Annotated in this window: 17 protein-coding genes; 9 read left to right on the top strand and 8 right to left on the bottom strand. The window is 46.7% G+C overall.

All coding sequences use genetic code 11. The features are described 5' to 3' along the window. Window positions 1–72 precede the first annotated feature (72 nt). Window positions 73–4,818 carry a T9SS type A sorting domain-containing protein gene (locus ACHKAR_RS18705; RefSeq protein WP_395418934.1) on the top strand — a complete coding sequence of 1,582 codons (4,746 nt, stop codon included), beginning with the start codon at window positions 73–75 and terminating at the stop codon, window positions 4,816–4,818. Window position 4,819: 1 nt separating this feature from the next. Here ACHKAR_RS18705 and ACHKAR_RS18710 read toward each other — a convergent pair whose 3' ends face one another. The 3 genes from ACHKAR_RS18710 to porX are packed head-to-tail and all read right to left on the bottom strand — an operon-like array spanning window position 4,820 to window position 8,014. After that, complete coding sequence (locus ACHKAR_RS18710) at window positions 4,820–6,046, bottom strand: alanine dehydrogenase (RefSeq protein ID WP_395418935.1); 1,227 nt, start codon at window positions 6,044–6,046, stop codon at window positions 4,820–4,822. After that, a complete protein-coding gene (gene tsaE / locus ACHKAR_RS18715) occupies window positions 6,036–6,464 on the bottom strand; it encodes a tRNA (adenosine(37)-N6)-threonylcarbamoyltransferase complex ATPase subunit type 1 TsaE (protein WP_395418936.1) in 429 nt (142 codons plus the stop codon). The genes ACHKAR_RS18710 and tsaE overlap by 11 nt, the downstream gene beginning before the upstream one ends. Then, window positions 6,461–8,014 carry a T9SS response regulator signal transducer PorX gene (gene porX, locus ACHKAR_RS18720; protein ID WP_159581223.1) on the bottom strand — a complete coding sequence of 518 codons (1,554 nt, stop codon included), beginning with the start codon at window positions 8,012–8,014 and terminating at the stop codon, window positions 6,461–6,463. Before porX ends, tsaE begins: the two co-directional genes overlap by 4 nt. 48 nt (window positions 8,015–8,062) lie before the next feature. On the opposite strand from porX, the gene ACHKAR_RS18725 reads away from it, so the two are divergent. From ACHKAR_RS18725 to ACHKAR_RS18755, 7 genes are all read left to right on the top strand, one after another. Continuing rightward, the gene (locus tag ACHKAR_RS18725) at window positions 8,063–9,295 is read left to right on the top strand and encodes an HD domain-containing protein (RefSeq protein WP_159581225.1); all 1,233 of its coding nucleotides are present in this window, start codon (window positions 8,063–8,065) and stop codon (window positions 9,293–9,295) included. Between the two features lie 23 nt (window positions 9,296–9,318). Beyond that, entirely contained in the window at window positions 9,319–10,365 is a 1,047-nt protein-coding gene (lpxD, locus tag ACHKAR_RS18730) for a UDP-3-O-(3-hydroxymyristoyl)glucosamine N-acyltransferase (RefSeq protein WP_395418937.1), read from the top strand. Further along, a complete protein-coding gene (locus tag ACHKAR_RS18735) occupies window positions 10,362–11,756 on the top strand; it encodes a bifunctional UDP-3-O-[3-hydroxymyristoyl] N-acetylglucosamine deacetylase/3-hydroxyacyl-ACP dehydratase (protein WP_395418938.1) in 1,395 nt (464 codons plus the stop codon). The genes lpxD and ACHKAR_RS18735 overlap by 4 nt, the downstream gene beginning before the upstream one ends. Continuing rightward, a complete protein-coding gene (gene lpxA, locus ACHKAR_RS18740; RefSeq protein ID WP_159581231.1) occupies window positions 11,753–12,535 on the top strand; it encodes an acyl-ACP--UDP-N-acetylglucosamine O-acyltransferase in 783 nt (260 codons plus the stop codon). Before ACHKAR_RS18735 ends, lpxA begins: the two co-directional genes overlap by 4 nt. 3 nt (window positions 12,536–12,538) lie before the next feature. Then, window positions 12,539–13,144, top strand: a complete 606-nt coding sequence (locus ACHKAR_RS18745; protein WP_395418939.1) for an ABC transporter ATP-binding protein — start codon at window positions 12,539–12,541, stop codon at window positions 13,142–13,144. A gap of 257 nt (window positions 13,145–13,401) precedes the next feature. Continuing rightward, the gene (locus tag ACHKAR_RS18750) at window positions 13,402–13,773 is read left to right on the top strand and encodes a hypothetical protein (protein WP_159581235.1); all 372 of its coding nucleotides are present in this window, start codon (window positions 13,402–13,404) and stop codon (window positions 13,771–13,773) included. A 54-nt stretch (window positions 13,774–13,827) separates the two neighbouring features. Continuing rightward, window positions 13,828–14,325 carry a hypothetical protein gene (locus ACHKAR_RS18755; protein WP_159581237.1) on the top strand — a complete coding sequence of 166 codons (498 nt, stop codon included), beginning with the start codon at window positions 13,828–13,830 and terminating at the stop codon, window positions 14,323–14,325. Window positions 14,326–14,327: 2 nt separating this feature from the next. Here the strand turns inward: ACHKAR_RS18755 and ACHKAR_RS18760 are convergent, their stop codons facing one another. The 4 genes from ACHKAR_RS18760 to hppD are packed head-to-tail and all read right to left on the bottom strand — an operon-like array spanning window position 14,328 to window position 16,813. Then, window positions 14,328–14,597, bottom strand: coding sequence for an acylphosphatase (locus ACHKAR_RS18760; protein WP_159581239.1), 270 nt, complete (start codon window positions 14,595–14,597; stop codon window positions 14,328–14,330). 3 nt (window positions 14,598–14,600) lie between these two features. After that, window positions 14,601–15,251: a deoxyribose-phosphate aldolase gene (gene deoC / locus ACHKAR_RS18765; protein WP_395418940.1), complete on the bottom strand. Its 651-nt coding sequence runs from the start codon at window positions 15,249–15,251 to the stop codon at window positions 14,601–14,603. 13 nt (window positions 15,252–15,264) lie between these two features. Then, window positions 15,265–15,633 (bottom strand): hypothetical protein, encoded by a 369-nt coding sequence (locus ACHKAR_RS18770; protein ID WP_159581243.1) that lies wholly within the window; start codon window positions 15,631–15,633, stop codon window positions 15,265–15,267. A gap of 49 nt (window positions 15,634–15,682) precedes the next feature. Further along, window positions 15,683–16,813, bottom strand: coding sequence for a 4-hydroxyphenylpyruvate dioxygenase (hppD, locus tag ACHKAR_RS18775; RefSeq protein WP_395418941.1), 1,131 nt, complete (start codon window positions 16,811–16,813; stop codon window positions 15,683–15,685). Window positions 16,814–16,947: 134 nt separating this feature from the next. Between hppD and ACHKAR_RS18780 the strand changes: the two genes are divergently transcribed. Continuing rightward, window positions 16,948–17,526, top strand: a complete 579-nt coding sequence (locus ACHKAR_RS18780; protein ID WP_159581247.1) for a hypothetical protein — start codon at window positions 16,948–16,950, stop codon at window positions 17,524–17,526. Here ACHKAR_RS18780 and ACHKAR_RS18785 read toward each other — a convergent pair whose 3' ends face one another. Continuing rightward, the gene (locus ACHKAR_RS18785) at window positions 17,527–18,501 is read right to left on the bottom strand and encodes a deoxyhypusine synthase family protein (protein ID WP_159581249.1); all 975 of its coding nucleotides are present in this window, start codon (window positions 18,499–18,501) and stop codon (window positions 17,527–17,529) included. Window positions 18,502–18,581 lie beyond the last annotated feature (80 nt).

Below are 18,581 nucleotides of genomic sequence, written 5' to 3' on the forward strand. Positions count from 1 at the left end.
TTTGCAACAAAACTGACACCCACCCCACCATGATCTTCAGAGGTTTGTCTCACCAAACCAAATAGCCAGATCATGAAATACTCAGTACTTGTTGTTAGCGTATTGATCGCTCTCAATTTTTCCACAGCACAAACCTTCACAAAATCAGAAAGCCTCTCTTCCGCACTCACGGATGTCGGATTCAGCAACATCGCCTGGGGGGACTACGACCAGGATGGAGACGAAGACCTGGTGATCAATGGAATTTCTAATGCAGGAAATACCTGTGAAATATACCGAAACGAGGGCGGAACACTGCTGAATATCGAAGCAGAAATCGCCCCATTCTATGGAGGATCTATGGACTGGGGCGATTTTGACGGAGACGGTGACCTTGACCTCCTGATTACCGGAATGAGTGACAATGGGCCTTTGTCTATCATCTATCAGAACACTAACGGTATTTTTCAGGACATTGAAGCCAACCTCATTCCGATTGGACAAACCGGATACAGTGATGCCAGATGGGGTGACTATGACGCAGATGGCGATTTGGACATAGCCATGAGCGGTAGCAATATCGACTTTGAAAATGACGCCTATATCTATAGAAATGACAATGGTGTATTTGTGGATACAGAGACCAACCTGGAACAAATCGCCGGCACGGTCCATTGGGTTGACTATGACCTGGATGGTGATCTTGATTTGTTCATTAGCGGTGATGGGTATTTTAACATAGAGGCTCGATTGTATCAATATGACAATGACACATTCACAGACACAGAGTTTGCTTTCACTGGCCTTACGAATGCCTATCAGGATTGGGCAGACTATGATGGGGATGGAGATCCTGACCTCCTCATTTCCGGGCAAACAGTGGATTTGGACGTGGTTTGCTTCATTTACAGAAATGACATCAGCAACTTTATCAATATAGAAGCACCCATTACAGGCACCTTATTTGGCTCCGTCCAGTGGGGTGATTTTGATGCAGATGATGACCTGGACATCCTGATCGCCGGCGACACCACCGGTCAGGGAACCTCCATCGCCAGAATTTACGAAAACATTGACGGCACTTTTTATGCGTTGAGCGAAGAATTTCCCCTCACCTACTACGGTGAAGTAAAATGGGCAGATTATGACAATGATTTTGACCTGGACGTACTCATCACCGGCCTGAGTGAGGAATTTTCAACCCCCTTTTCCGAGTTTTGGGTGAACAGCACCGACCCCAACTTTGGTCCGGATTCCCTTCACCTCAGCAACCTTAAAGTCAATCTATCTGCAGGAGAAAACACCCTCATAGGTGATTTATCAAGCCACGACCTCAACACCTCCGACGTACTCACCTTTAGCCTTGTGTACAATGCGCAAGCGTCCGGAATCTACAATGGCGCATTTCACATTTCCGAAAATCAATTGTATGTGAACAATACACGCAATATGTGGGCCGGTACCTTCCCGATCATCATAGGCGTGACTGATGGGGAGCTTACACTTACAGATACCTTCAACATTCAGGTGGTTGACGACATAATACCCATTGATGAGTTTGTTCTGGATAGTGCCAACTCCGCTATACTTCCCAACCTCTTCTTCAGCGAAGCAGATTGGGGTGACTATGATGGGGATGGAGACATGGATCTGGTAATCACCGGAACGCCAGCCACCATCAGCATATACCGGAATGATGAGGGTGTATTCACCAATATAGAAGCCGGACTGGAAATGGCGGAAGATGGCCCCGTCAAATGGGGTGATTTTGATGGAGATGGAGACCTTGATCTGGCAGTGGGCGGCTCGAGTAAAATATATCGAAATGATGAAGGCTCCTTTGTAGACATAGAAGCCAACATAGTTGAAGTTTCATCCGGGGCGATGGCCTGGGGCGATTACGACGGAGATGGGGATCTGGACCTGGCACTATCAGGCATCACAGCGTCTAGCGATAAAATAAGTAAAATATACCGTAACGATGACGGCATCTTCGTGGACACTGATAGTCCCCTCACCGGAGTATCCTATGGAGACCTGGCCTGGGGCGATTATGATAATGACGGTGATCTGGACCTGGCACTATCTGGTGACGGGCGGTTTATTCTTTACACCATCATTTACCTCAATACTGACAACACCTTTTCTGAAACAATAAGCCTGGAGGGCCTCTCTGAGTCTGCCTTGAACTGGGGCGACTATGATAACGATGGCGACCTGGACCTGCTCGCTGCTGGCAGAAACATTGATCTAACCCCCCGAACCATCATCTATCAAAACCAGAATAACACTTTCGTGGACACAGAGGCAATTCTTCCGGGCGTAAGCTTTGGACATGCCGAATGGGGAGATTATGACCATGATGGTGACCTTGATATCCTCCTGGTAGGTGATACTGGCAACTCCGAGTACATCTCCACTGTACTAAGAAATGACGGTGATGGCTTCACTGATACCCAAGCCTATCTACCCCAAGTGACCTTCGGTGTTGCCAAATGGGCCGATGTGGATGGCGACAGTGACCTGGACGTGCTAGTCACCGGGCTAAATGAAATCAGCTCGGACTTTGCACTCACCCAATACTGGCTCAATACCATCAACCCTAACCGTAGCCCCAGTGCCCTCAGGCTGTCAGATACAATCGTATTGCAGTCATCGGGAGAAAATACTCAAGTGGGTCTTCTAAGCACAGAAGATGCTGACGCAGATAACCTGCACACTTACACCCTGATAGAGGGTGAAGGCAGTACGCATAACTCACTGTTCAAAATTCAAGAAAATGCCCTAATCATCCTGAATGCTCATCTGGCGGCTGGTGAATATTTTATCCGCATTCAGGTTAGTGATAGCGGCGGGGGAACATTCGAAAATACCTTAGTAGTGGCGGTAATAGACGATGTTCCCCCAATTCTTATTCCTTCGGACACCCTGTTCTACCTGGATCCAACAGGGGCAGTTACGCTCACAGCCAATAACATAGCAGGAGAAAGCTATGACCCCTATTCAGGAACCATAACCATGAGCATGGAACGGGGAAACTTTTACTGTGAAGACGTGGGCCCGCAGGAAGTCAGCATTTCGGCCACTGACGCCCATGACAACACCACCAGTGAGCAGGTTACTATCAGCATTGCCGATACCTTAAGTCCAAAAGTGCAGGATGGTGCGCTCACTTTATATCTGAATGCTGCTGGTGCCGCCATCATCACTTTGGATCAGTCTATGGCCCTTGTTTCTGACAACTGTGGTATTATGAGCACCAGTGTCAGCCAATCCGAATTCAGCTGTGAAAACCTGGGTACTCAGGAAATTACCGTTACCACTGAAGACCACAGTGGTAACTCCACACAGGCACCTATACAGGTAACCCTACTTGATACCCTGGCCCCTATCGCTTCGCTGAAAACAGCCACAGTGGAGCTGAAAGCCGATGGACTGACCACAATGACATTTGCAGACCTGGACAACGGAAGCCTGGACAATTGCGGTATTGAAAGCTCAATCCTGAGTAAGGACACTTTCACCTGTGATGATCTCGGTGAAAATGAAATCACCGTGACGCTGGAAGATGTCAGCGGGAATGTGACCACAGCCACCACACTTGTGACCGTAACCGACCTAGCGGCCCCCGTAGCTCACCTGAAAGAACTCACCCTAAGCCTAAATGATCTCGGAACCGTAACTATCACAAGCGAGGACATTGACGATGGCAGCACCGATAATTGCGGCATTGAAAGCTTTATCCTCAGTAAGAACACTTTCACCTGTGAGGATCTTGGCGAAAATGAAATCACCATAACGCTGGAGGATGCCAGCGGGAATGTGACCACAGCCACCACACTAGTGACCGTAACCGACCTAGTTGCCCCTGTAGCTCGCCTGAAAGAACTCACCCTAAGCCTAAATGATCTGGGAACCGTAAGTATCTCAAGCGAGGATATTGATGATGGTAGCACCGATAGTTGCGGCATTGAAAGCTTTATCCTCAGTAAGGACACTTTCACCTGTGAGGATCTCGGTGAAAACCAAATCACGATAACGCTGGAGGATGCCAGCGGGAATGTAACCACAGCCACCACACTGGTGACCGTGACCGATCAAATGGCTCCTGCAGCTCACCTGAAAGAACTCACCCTAGACCTAAATGATCTCGGAACCGCAACTATCTCAAGCGAGGACATTGATGATGGCAGCACCGATAATTGCGGCATTGAAAGTTTTGTCCTCAGTAAGGACACTTTCACCTGTGATGATTTAGGAAATAACGAAGTGGTAATCACTCTCACGGACAAAGATGGTAATACTACTGTAGGTAGCACCATTGTTACCATTCTGGATCGCAATGCCCCCACGGCCATTCTTCAAGGTCTTACTATCCAGCTAGATCCCCTGGGCACAGCCACCCTCACCCCTGAAGCGGTGGATAATGGAAGTTCGGACAATTGCGGTTTGGATCAGATCAAACTCTCTAAAGAAACTTTTGGGTGTGATGACATTGGCACCCAGGAGATCACGGTAACCTTGACTGATTTATCGGGGAATGAGACCTCTGAAGTAGTGAATGTCATAGTAGTAGGAAACTGTGACCCTCTACATATGGGAGGTGAATTGGAAATGAGTATTTGGCCCAATCCGGCTGATCAGCTTCTGAGGGTATCGCTCAGGAAAGACTATATCTCTCATACGCTGAGCCTGTCAGATGTATCAGGAAAGACAATAGCCAATTTCCCTATCAGTCAGGAACTGATGGAGCTCGACATTTCAGCGTTGAACCCGGGAATCTATTTCATCTCTATTCAAGGCAGAGGTGCTCAACTTATCAAATTCATCAAGCGCTAAATCAGAACCTGGCGGCCATCAGCAAGTTCAGGTCTTTATAGCCCAAATTGAACTTGCGAGCCAGGTGAATATTGCAAATGCTACCACGATAGGTATAAACCCCTCGCATAAACCAGGGGTGGTTGAAGATCATTTCATCCACCCCTCCTGCGTCTGCCACGTGCAACAGAATAGGTGTGAAAATATTTGAAATGGCTATGGAAGCTGTACGTGATACCCTGGAAGCAATGTTGGGCACGCAGTAGTGGATCACGTCGTGTTTCTTGAAGGTCGGTTTTTTGTGGCTGGTCATCTCGCTGGTTTCGATACAGCCTCCCTGATCAATGCTCACGTCTATTATGACCGAACCGGATTTCATCTTAGCCACCATCTCTTCTGTGATGACACACTTATTTCTACCCTTTTCAGCACGTATGGCGCCTATTACCACATCTGCTTTGCTAATGGCGCCCTCCAGTGTAGCATTGTCAATCGTAGACGTATGAATCTGTTGCCCAAGAGCATGTTTGATTCGCCTCAGCTTATAAATATGATTGTCAAAAATCTGGATATCCACACCGAGCCCTATGGAAGCTCTGGCGGCATATTCTGCCACGGTACCTGCACCCAGGATGACCACCTGAGTTGGCGGCACACCTGTGATCCCACCCAGGATCACCCCTTGCCCACCATTGGTATTGCTGAGCAATTCTGCCGCGATGAGCATCACCGCACTACCGGCTATCTCGCTCATGGCCCGCACAAGCGGAAGCCCCCCTACTTTGTCTTCGATGAACTCGTAGGCAATGGCAGTGATCTTCTTTGCATTGAGTGCATGAATATATTCTACTGATTGGCGACCCGACTGAAATGCGGAAATGATGGTAGCTCCATCATTGAGGTATTCTATTTCCTCCAGTGTGGGCGGCTCCACTTTCAAAATGATATTGGCTTTAAAAACCTCCTTGGCGGAGTTTACAATTTTAGCACCAGCTTCACTATACTCTCTGTCTGAATAATGCGCGGACTTCCCGGCTCCTGCTTCTACCCAGATTTCGTGTCCGTTGGCAGCCAGCACCTCCACTGATTCTGGCTTGAGGGTCACTCTGCTCTCCTGTAGCGAAATCTCCTTAGGTACCCCTATAAACAATGATTTTGATCCTCTCTTAATCTTTGCAGGTGCCTCTTGTGGGTACATGCTCCGCTCACGGGCTAATTCCGCAAAACCCGATTTCATTTTATCCGCCATGTGAAGCTATGGTTATTTCACGTCCATTGTCTCCCACTAATTTAATACTTATTTCAAGGTGATTTTCAGGTATCAATTCTTTTATCATCTCCGGCCACTCTATCAGACAAATATCTCCTGAATAAAAATATTCATCCACTCCGATATCGAGCGCTTCCTGCAGCTTTTCTACCCGATAAAAATCAAAGTGATAAATGGGGTCATCCTCAGTATCCCGGTATTCATTCACAATGGAAAAAGTAGGCGAACTCATAGGATCCTGTACACCAAGACGCTCACAGATCACCTTGATGAGGGTGGTTTTACCCGCTCCCATCTCTCCATTGAAGCAAACGATGCGCTGCGCTGTGAGCAGTGGCAGCAATGCATCAGCCACAGCATTCAACTCCCCTTCTTCACTAATTAAAATTGTTTTCATTTAGGTGCCAGCTCTACCAAAGGTATGATCATCTCCTCCATGCTCACCCCACCATGCTGGAAGGTGTCTTTATAGAAGTTGACGTAGTAATTGTAATTATTTGGATAGGCAAAGAAAAAATCTTCGCGCGCAAATGCAAAGGCTGTGCTCACGTTTACTTTTGGCAACCTGAATTCATCGGGGTCTCTGGTGAATAGTACTCCCTTCTCTTCAAAGGCAAGATTTCGCCCGGCTTTATACCGCAGATTGGTATTGGTGTTTCTGTCACCCACTATTTTATAGGGTTTTTTCACCCTGATGGTCCCATGATCCGTGGTGATCACCACCTTCACATCTTTACCCGATAAGTAGCGCAAAAGGTCATAAAGCGATGAATGTGAGAACCACGACTTGGTGATAGACCGATACGCTGATTCATCTGGAGCCAGCTCTCGGATCATCTGCATATCTGTGCGGGCATGCGACAGCATGTCTACAAAATTAAATACAATAGCGTTGAAGTCATTTTTCATCAGGTTTTTCACATTGTCCGTGAGGTTCTTACCATCACTGGCCTTGATGATCTTGTGATAGCTGGCTTTTACCTGAAGACGCTCTTTCTCCAGATTTTTCATTAACAACTGCTCCTCATAGAGGTTCTTTCCATCCTCATCATCTTCACCCACCCACAGGTCAGGATGATTTTTGGCAATATCCAGAGGCATCTGTCCTGCAAAAAGGGCATTTCTGGCGTAAGCCGTAGTAGTTGGCAATATAGAATAGTAGTAGTCTTTGTTCACAATATTGAATAACTCCGATATTTCGGGTTCCAATATTTCCCATTGATCAAATCTGAGATTATCTATGACGATGAGGAAAACCGGCTTTTCACTTTTCAGTAAAGGGAATACCTTCTTCTTGAGTACCTGATGAGAAAGCAAAGGCCTGTCCACATCAGGATCGGTGATCCAATCGCGATAGTTGTCCACGATGAAGTCAGAAAACCGCTGATTGGCCTCCGAGCGCTGAGTATTCAGCACCTCCAACATACTTTTATCATCTGTACTATCAATCTCCAGATCCCAGTACACCAGCTTTCTGTAGAGATCTGCCCACCCCTCAAAATCATCCAGATCCTGCACTGTCATGCTCAACTTCTGAAATTCCTGCTGATAGCTTTGGTTGGTATGCTCAGATACGATGCGCTTATTGTCCAGAATTTTCTTGACCGAGAGGAGTATTTGATTCGGGTTCAGTGGTTTGATCAGGTAATCGGCTATTTTCGCACCGATGGCCTCCTCCATGATGTGTTCTTCTTCACTTTTGGTGATCATGACCACTGGCAGGTTCGGGTGCGTGGATTTAATGTAATTGAGGGTTTCCAGACCGGACATCCCTGGCATATTTTCATCTAAAAAAACCAAATCGAAGGTGTGATGATCTATTTCCTCCAGTGCATCCGATCCGCTATTGACCGGAGTGATCTCAAATCCTTTGTTACTTAAAAAAAGGATGTGTGGCTTGAGGAGATCTATTTCATCATCAGCCCATAAAATTCTATATTTCTGCATTCATCTATTTTTGACGTAAGTGAACAAATATCAAACCGCTTTTTCAATTTGAACAAAAAGAAAATTTTAAACGATCCCGTGTACGGGTTTATCAATATACCCAACGAACTGGTCTTTGATATTATTGAACACACATATTTTCAAAGATTGCGTAGGATCAAACAACTCGGTCTCACAGACTTTGTTTATCCGGGTGCTTTGCATACCAGGTTTCACCATGCCATAGGGGCTACCTACCTCATGCAAAAAACCCTTGACACCCTACGTAGCAAAGGGGTCATGATCTTTGATGCAGAGTATGAAGCTGCGCTGGTGGCCATCCTTTTGCATGATGTTGGGCACGGGCCGTTCTCTCACACCCTGGAGTTCAGTTTATTTAAAGACGTGCAGCATGAGCAGATTTCGCTTTGGATTTTTGATAAACTCAATAAAGAATTTGGCGGCCGACTGGAGTTGGCCAAGCAGATTTTTACGGGAAAATATCATCGGAAATTTCTTCATCAGCTGGTCTCCAGCCAGCTGGACGTGGACCGGCTGGACTACCTGAAGCGCGATAGTTTCTTTACCGGGGTGTACGAGGGCACCATAGGTGCGGAGCGGATCATCAAAATGCTGAACGTCGAAAACGATCAGTTGGTAGTAGAAGAAAAAGGGATTTACAGCATCGAAAACTTCCTCAGTGCCCGTCGCCTGATGTATTGGCAGGTGTACCTTCACAAAACGGCTGTTTCGGCAGAGGCCATGCTCATCTCGCTGATTAAGCGTGCTAAGAAACTCACTCAAAGTGGGAAAGATATTCCCGCAACGCCTGCCTTCAGGATTTTTCTGGAGCGCAACATCACCCAGCAGGAGTTCTTCGACGATAAAGACCTCCTGGATGTATTTGCCATGCTGGACGACATGGATGTGTGGGGCTCCATCAAAATGTGGCAGTCTCATGATGACGTGGTGTTGAGCAAACTAAGCAATGATCTGCTCAACCGCAGGCTTTTCGGCATTCGGCTGTCCAATGACAAATTCAGCTCAGAGCAAATCGATCAGGTCCTGCAGCAATTACTCGCACAGGGCTACTCTGCCCAGGAGGCTAAGTATTTTATCCAAAAGGGCTCCATCAGTAATGCAGCCTATATTGCCAAAGGCGGCAGCATCAATATCCTGATGAAGAGTGGAGAGGTAGTGGACGTGGCTCAGGCTACCGATCTACCCAACATCAAAGCCATGAGCAAAATCGTGAAGAAATACTATCTCTGCTTCCCCAAAAACCTATCTTTACCCGTCTGAACGCCAGGTGTAAAACCACACTTATGAATTTAACGGTAGGTCAAATTGCGGAGATATTGAATGGAGAAGTAGCCGGCGATCCGAATATCCTTATTCTGGGCATTTCTAGTCTGGAGGACGCTCAGTGCGATTCTGTTTCTTTTTTGGCCAACCCCAAATATGAACAGCATTTATATAATACACATGCTGCCGCGGTGATTGTAGGCGTGGATTTTGTACCCAAGCAATCGACTAAAACAGTCCTCATCAGGGTGAATGATCCCTATCTGAGTTTCACTGCGCTGCAGGCAGAGTACCAACGACTCACTATCCTGAAGAAGACCGGAATAGAGGCTCCTGTACATTTGGGAACAGACTTCTCACATTCTGATGGGCTTTATCTCGGTGCATTTGCCTACATAGGCGACCATGTCACCATCGGGAAGAATGTGAAAATACACCCTCAGGTACACATTGGGGACCATTGCACCATAGGTGATCACACGATCATCTATCCCGGAGCTAAGATCTACGAAAGAACCATCATCGGAGCTTATTGCAACATTCAGGCAGGGGCGGTCATCGGTTCACACGGGTTTGGATTTGCCCCCAAGCCGGATGGTTCTTATCAAAACATCCCGCAAACTGGAAATGTGGAGCTCGGCAACCATGTAGATATCGGGGCCAATACCACCATTGACTGTGCTACCCTCGGCACCACCCGCATTGAGGATGGGGTGAAAATCGACAACCTTGTACAGATTGCCCACAATGTGGAAATAGGAAAGCATACGGTGATTGCTGCCCAAACAGGCATTTCAGGTTCTGCCAAGGTGGGCAAGCACGTGATGATCGGTGGGCAGGTAGGTACGGTGGGGCACATTCACATAGCCGATCATACCAAAGTCGGCGCCCGATCGGGGGTTACCAAAAGCACCAAATCTGATCAAATTCTGTTTGGTGTGCCAGCCATGGATCGTCATGGGTACCTGAAATCATACGCCATTTACAAAAAGCTTCCAGAGCTGATGGCGTGCATTCAGGAACTTGAGCAAAAAATCCTAAATTTGACCCCCAACAGCCCAAAATGAAAGTTTACCAACAGACCATCAGGAAGCCAATAACCCTCTCAGGAGTGGGACTACATACAGGTATGGCGGCAAACATTACGTTCAAACCTGCCCGACCCAACCATGGCATAAAGTTTCAACGTACCGACCTCAAAGGCCAACCTATCATAGAAGCGGATGTGGACTATGTGATCGATGTGAACCGGGGAACAACGCTGGAAAAAGATGGAGCAAGGGTTCAAACCATAGAGCATGTACTTGCGGCATTGGTGGGAATGGAAATAGACAATATCCTGATCCAGTTGGACAGTCAGGAGACGCCGATCATGGATGGAAGCGCGGGGCCTTTCGTGGACGCCTTCCTCAAAGTGGGGATCGAAGAGCAAAACGCCCAGCGTAACTTTTATGAAATCCCGGAAAGCATCTTTTATCAGGACAAAAGTCTGGGAGTAGAGATTGCTGCTCTTCCGCTGGATGATTACCGCGTGACCGTGATGGTAGACTATAGCTCCAAAGTACTGGGGAGCCAGCATGCTTCCCTCAATAAGCTCGAAGATTTTCAAAATGACATTGCCAGGAGCCGCACGTTCTGCTTTCTTCACGAAATAGAAGAACTCTACAAAAACGACCTGATCAAAGGGGGCGACCTCAGTAATGCTGTGGTGGTAGTGGATAGAAAGGTGAGACCAGAAGAAGTCGCTAAGCTCAGCAAACTACTGAACAAACCAAAGATTGATTTTTATGGCGAGGGCATTCTCAATGACGAGAAACTCCTCTACCCCAACGAACCAGCCAGGCACAAACTACTGGATGTACTGGGAGATCTGGCACTGGTGGGCAGGCCCATCAAAGCGCAGATACTGGCAGCCAGACCAGGTCACACCACCAACGTGGCCTTTGCCAGAAAGCTCAAAAAAATCATGAGTGAGGCCAGTCATATTCACATTCCCCAGTACGATCCGAAGGTACCGGCTGTTCTGGACATCAATAAGATATCCAAAATACTGCCCCACCGATATCCTTTCCTGTTGATAGATAAGATTTTTCACCTGGACGATGAGCAGGTGGCTGGCATCAAAAATGTGACCATGAACGAGCCTTTCTTTGCAGGTCACTTTCCGGGAAACCCGGTAATGCCAGGTGTACTCCAGGTGGAGGCCATGGCCCAGATTGGTGGTATCCTGGTACTCAATACGGTACCAGACCCTGAAAACTATTGGACCTACTTTTTGGGGATCGAAAACTTCAAATTCAGGAAAATGGTGGTGCCCGGAGATACACTGGTGATGAAGCTCGAACTCATGCAGCCCATCAGAAGGGGATTTGCGAAAATGAAAGGTGTGGCATATGTGGGTAACAACCTGGTGTGTGAAGGAATAATGACTGCCAGCATTGTAAGAAAAGATGTATGACGAGTACGCTTTCATACATTCATCCTCAGGCTCAAATAGCTGAAAATGTAACCATTGAAGCCTTTTGCTCTATCGCTGCAGATGTGGTGATTGGAGAAGGTACCTGGATTGGTCCCAACTCTACCATCATGGATGGCGCCCGAATTGGGAAAAACTGTCGCATATTTCCCGGTGCCGTGATCTCCGCCGAACCCCAGGACCTTAAGTATAAAGGTGAGCGATCAACTGCCACCATTGGTGACGATACCATCATCAGAGAGTGCGTGACCATCAATAAGGGAACCAGGCTTGATAGAAATGACACCAAAATTGGCAGAAACTGCGTGCTGATGGCTTACACACATGTGGCCCATGACTGTATCATTAGAGATCACGTTATTCTAGCCAATGCCGTGCAAATGGCCGGGCATGTACACATCGGTGAGTATGCTTTTGTTGGGGGCACCACAGCCATCCACCAGTTTGTGAAAATCGGTGCCCATACCATGATATCCGGTGGCTCGCTGGTGAGAAAAGATGTACCACCCTATGTAACTGCCGCCCGCGATCCCCTCTCATATGCCGGAGTGAATTCCACTGGGCTCAGAAGGCGGGCTTTCTCCAACGATAAAATCAGAGAAATACAGGATATCTATCGAATCTTTTACCTTAGCGGCCTCAACAATACTGAGGCACTTGACAAAATCAAAATGGAGTTGAATCCTTCCGTGGAGCGGGATGACATCATCAAATTCATTGAAGACTCCAACCGTGGTATGATGCGGGGAAATAAAGATTAGCAGATGAAGATCACGCTCACTGACCTTGGTAAAAAATATAACCGCGAATGGGTTTTCCGGCACCTCAACTTTGAGATCAGTCCCGGAGATACCATCGCCATCACGGGGCACAATGGATCTGGGAAATCCACGCTTCTAAAAGTATTGGGTGGCTATCTTACGCCTTCTCAAGGCAAGGTGACCTACGGAGACAGCAAGGAGCATATTCAGACACAATTTAGTTTTGCTGCTCCTTACCTCAACCTTCTGGAAGAATTCACACTGAAGGAGCACCTGGCTTTTCATAATAAATTCAAAAAAGCCCTGTGCTCACATGAAGAAATGCTCGCACTTAGTAATCTTGCTGGTGCTGAGGACAAGTTGGTCAAAGATTTCTCCTCAGGCATGAAGCAACGCTTGAGACTGGTGCTGGCCTTTTTTTACGAATCCTCCCTTCTGCTCCTGGACGAACCCACTTCCAACCTCGATCAGGATGGTACGGACTGGTACCTCTCCATGCTTCAGAAAGTTTCCGATGAACAAACCATGATCATCGCTTCCAATCAACCACAGGAATATGCTGGCGCCAATCATATCATTTCCATAGAAAATTTCAAGCAAGGACAATAAAGGATACCCTGAGGCGTTTGACTCTCAGTATCCAACCTACCGGGTAAGATAATTCTCCAATATTCTTCTGGGTAAAGTGATATAAAATTCTTATTTTTCAATAATTTGCAACTGTCTTAACTAAATTTGACAAAAATCACTCTATGAAAAGAATCACTCAACTACTAACTGCCTTAGTATTTTGTTCTTTAATTGTTTTCGTTTCTTGCAAAAAGAAGAAGAAGTCTGAAAAGGACGATCCAAGAGATGCTGTGGGAATGGCATTATCTAAAACATGGTCGCCTACTTCTGTGACCAAGGATACCGAAAATCGCACCGAGTGGGATGGTTTCACCATTGGATTCACCTACAATTCAGAAACTGACATTGGCGGCTACTCTGTAAGCGGAGTTCCTTCTAACGAAGGTGCCAGCGATGTTTGGGGTTCTGGTTTGAGTTGGACATTTGATGGAGAAGACGAGTCTGCTGACACTGGAACTATCCTGAGAAGTGATGGAGTTACAGTGCAAGCTACTCTTGACAATCCGGACGCGCCTACTACGTTAACGCTCTCATTCACCATTACTGACGCCAGCGCAAGAGCGGCAGGCTTTAACGGTGCGTGGATCTTTACCCTAGCGGCAAACTAATTAAAAACATATTCAATATCTTTGGGGAGTGGTTTTTGACCATTCCCTTTTTTTATGCTTTACCAGGACAAATACTTCGATCAGGACAAGAATTCGATACTCAGGGCGGCCCAGGGGTTCGTGGAACCGCAGCTCTTGCAGCGTTGGGTTGAAATTGCTTTTGATAGTTATATGGCGCTGGAAAATCCAATGGGTCTGGTAGATGATTTCATTCTTCGACTCAAAAGCATAGAAAAATACGATACCTCCCTGCTCGAAGAGCTTTATGAAATTCTGGCTGCCATTTATCGATACGAAAAAGGGAATAATCAGCTGGAAATCATATGGGACGGTCGTAGCCACTACGAAGTGTACGCCGAAAACTGGTCCGAAAGCTTTGAAAAATGGGTTCAGTATTTCTGTACACAGCCGGAAATCTATCGAGCCATTCTGAAAGCCTGTATTCTGCAGCAAGGCACCAACACCAAGTTTCTCTATTACGGAATGCGTAAAACCATTCTGGGGCACTTCAACCTGCGCATTACCAGAAATAAGACCCTAAAAACTGCCTGAGTTTAGCGTTGTCTGATCTCGAATGTAGGATAATCCTCATCGGGAGCTTCCCATGACTCCACCCGATTGACCACCGCAAATTGGGGGCCCTCTTTGCTCCATTCCAGTAATTCCGCCAGCTTTTTGTAATCCCCTTCGGCATGTATTAGCACAGAGCCTTCCACCTCATTCTGAACCCAGCCTTTTAGTTTCAGATCATCAGCCAGATTCTTGGTAGAAGCCCTGAAAAAGACTCCTTGTACCTTTCCAAAACACCTGATTTCTAAAGCCATAGGTTAGTTCATTAAAATATCTCTGGCACTCGAAGTACCAATCCTGTCTGCTCCGGCAGCCAAAAGTTTCTCCACCTGAGTCCTTGTTTTGATGCCCGCAGAGGCCTTAATCCCCACACTGGAGGGAAGCGTACCCCTCAAAAGCGTAATGTGCTCTACTGTAGCCTCTCCGCCTTTGGCAAACCCAGTGGAGGTCTTCACGAAATCCACCCCAGCATCCGCACAAAGTCTTGCTGCTCTACAGATTTCTTCATCGCTCAAGTAGGCTACTTCTATAATCACCTTGAGTAAGGCCTCATGTTCATGCGCCAGTTTGGACATCTTCGCAAACTCCACTTTCGGCCAGGGCATCCCATCTTTGAACGCCGAAACATTCATGACCAGATCAAGTTCATTGGCACCATCTCGCAGAGCCAAACGAGCCTCTTCTATTTTAGTTTCGGTCATCTGATAACCCAGAGGAAATCCTATAACGGTCACCAGCTGCAGATCTGCGCTTGCAATTTCGCGGGAAGCCCGCTTCACCCAGAAAGGAGGAACACATACGCCCAAAACCTGCAAATCCTTAGCTTCGCTTACTAAAAAATCCACCTCCCTACCGGTTATCTGTGGATTGAGATTGGTGGATTCTATGAATCGGGCCAGTTGGTTCATTTCGTAGGTTAGCTTAGTGTGTCAATCCGCACTCTTTACAGAATTTCTTTTTGCCATTTGGGCGCTTTTTCGGAGGCTTTTTGTGTCCAAAATAGAGCGGATCAGAGTATTGCGGCTTGGCAGCCTTCTTCTCCATCTTCGCCTTTTTTCGGGTAGTGTTGGCGATCCGCTTTCTGAATTCGGCCACCTCCTCCGCTCCCGTCAACTGACGATCCTTCTTTTTAAAAACCCTAAAAAGAAAAAACTGCTTTTTGGCCTTCTTGGACGACTGGTACCTGGCAGATGGAGGCTTGGGAGCATTCACATCCCGGGTAGACTGGCTAAAGCCGCATACCACCAATCCAAAAATGAAAAACGAAAAAATGACTACCTTATAAATCATACACCAATTGGGGTCTCTCCGCTCAAAACGAAAAAACCCCACTATATTATTATAATGTTCCTCTAATTTCCTGCTCTCTCTCTATCGCCTCGAAAAGCGCCTTGAAGTTGCCCTTACCAAAAGACTTAGCCCCTTTTCTCTGAATGATTTCAAAAAACATGGTCGGCCTTGGCTCTATCGGCTTGGTAAAAATCTGAAGCAGGTAACCCTCATCATCACGATCCACCAATATTCCCAGGTCACGCAAAGGGCTCAACTCCTCATCTATTTCTCCTACTCTGTCCAGCAAATCTTCATAATACACTGCCGGAACTCTCAAGAACTCAACCCCACGGTCTCTCAGGGCCGTGACCGTCTCGATGATATTGTCCGTAGCCACTGCGATGTGCTGAATACCCGATCCTTCGTAAAAATCCAGGTATTCCTCAATTTGGGACTTCTTCTTACCCTCAGCAGGTTCGTTGATTGGAAACTTAATCCGGCCATTTCCATTGCTCATCACTTTACTCATGAGGGCCGTATACTCTGTGGAAATGTCCTTATCGTCAAACGATACCAGCTGAGAAAATCCCATTACCTCTGCGTAAAATTTTACCCAGGTGTTCATCTCTCCCCAGCCTACATTGCCCACCATATGATCTACGTATTTCAGACCTATAGGAGCAGGCTGATAGTCCGTTTTCCACTCTACATACCCGGGAAGAAACACCCCGTGGTAATTTTTTCGCTCCACAAACATATGCACCGTTTCGCCATAGGTGTATATTCCTGCTTTTACCACTTCACCGTGTTCATCCTTTTCCACCACGGGCTCCATATAAGATTTGGCACCTCTGGCAGTCGTCTCTTCATAAGATTTGCGGGCATCATCTACCCATAGTGCTACTATTTTCACACCATCACCATGCTGATCAATATGCCTGCCGATATCAGTGCCTGATTTCAGGGGTGAGGTAAGCACCAATCGGATTTTATCCTGTACAAGCACATAAGATTCCCGGTCCTTCAGACCAGTCTGCAGGCCTGCATATGCCAGGTCCTGAAAGCCGAAGGCCGTCTTATAGTAATGTGCCGCCTGCTTGCAATTACCGACATAGATTTCCAGGTAGTCTGTGCCGTTGATTGGTAAAAAATCTGTTTCGTTTGGGGTCATTTTGTTTTGGGTTAATGTTCTTTCCATCACATTGCGTCTTTTTGTTACGAAGTTAGCCGGATTACCGCGCTAATTCAAGTGAATAGAGATTAGGTTTTGTGACATCAAAACTTCAAAAGGGCAATTAAATTGGGCATATTTACGTTTCAGAAAGACTACCGATGAAGCTATTCTTAATTCTCATTTTACTAGCCATTTCCGCACCTTTGCTCGCTCAATCTCCTGTAGAGAGCCAGATGTACGCCAAGATGGATCAGGCCGCCGAATTGATGGAGCAGGGGAAATATGAAGAAGCTAATGAGGTTTATTTATATGTACTGAAGCATATGACTGCTCTGCCCTCTGACCTGGCTTTTTATTTTGGAAAAAACAGCTACCACCTGGATAAATACAAGCAAAGTATCAACTGGCTGAATAAATATATCCAGCTAAAAGGCACACAGGGTCGGTTTTATGATGAAGCGGTGAAATATCTCCAGTACTCAGAAGAAGAATACCTGAAAATAGCCCAGCAAAATACGGCCGATCTAAAATCAGACCTAAGTGGCGAAGACTATGACTGTGGAGGGCTGGAAAAGATGATCTGTCCGGTTTGCAGGGGTCAGGGTGTGGTAATCAAGCAAGGGCCTTTTGACCTGATCTATAAAACCTGCCCCTACTCGGCAGGTGAGCCATATCTCACCTGCGAGGAGTATAATCTTTTCATGAAGGGTCAGCTGGAACCAAAGGATAGTAATTAATTACCAACCTAGTACATAGCCAAAAATCAGTGGAGCCACAATGGTAGCATCTGATTCAACAATGAATTTTGGGGTATCAATATCCAGTTTTCCCCAGGTAATTTTCTCATTGGGAACAGCCCCGCTATACGAACCGTAACTGGTAGTGGAATCTGAAATCTGGCAGAAATAGCTCCAGAAAGGCACATCAGTTTTCTCCAGGTCCTGATAGAGCATTGGCACCACGCAGATCGGGAAATCTCCGGCAATACCACCACCAATCTGAAAGAACCCAATACCTTCTGTGCCGGCGTTCTCCAGGTACCAATCTGCGAGATAGGTCATGTACTCAATCCCCGACTTCATGGTACGCGGATTCAACTCCCCTTTGACACAGTATGATGCGAAAATATTCCCCATCGTAGAGTCTTCCCAGCCTGGAACGACCATAGGAAGGTTTTTATCCTTGGCTGCGATCATCCAGCTATTCTTAGGGTCTATTTCGTGGTACTCATCCAGCATGCCCGAGTCCAGCAACTTATACATAAACTCATGCGGAAAGTATCTTTCCCCTTTGGCTTCTGCATCTTTCCAAATCTTCACAATGTGCTCCTGGATTCGTCTGAATGCCTCCTCCTCGGGAATGCAGGTATCTGTCACCCTATTGAGGCCCTGATCCAGAAGCTCTCGCTCCTGCTCGGGGGTAAGGTCACGATAATGAGGAATTCTTTTGTAATGACTGTGAGCTACAAGGTTCATCACATCCTCCTCCAGGTTGGCACCAGTACACGAGATGATTTGAACCTTGTCCTGCCTGATCATTTCCGAAAGGGAAATCCCCAGTTCACCAGTACTCATTGCCCCTGCCAGTGAGATCAGCATTTTCTTTCCACTTTCCAGGTGGTGCTTATAGCCTTTGGCTGCATCATGGAGAGCCGCAGAATTAAAATGAAGAAAGTGCTTTTCAATAAATGAGGTAATTGGTTTATCAGACATACTTGGGTTCTTTTTTGATTCGGTGCAAAAATAGTGCGGGCAGCCCAAACGATAAATTTTATCTCGATTTTTGCCTCGTA

Origin of the sequence: Marinoscillum luteum, from assembly GCF_044005705.1 — a bacterium.
GTDB classification, from domain to species: Bacteria; Bacteroidota; Bacteroidia; order Cytophagales; family Cyclobacteriaceae; genus Marinoscillum; species Marinoscillum luteum.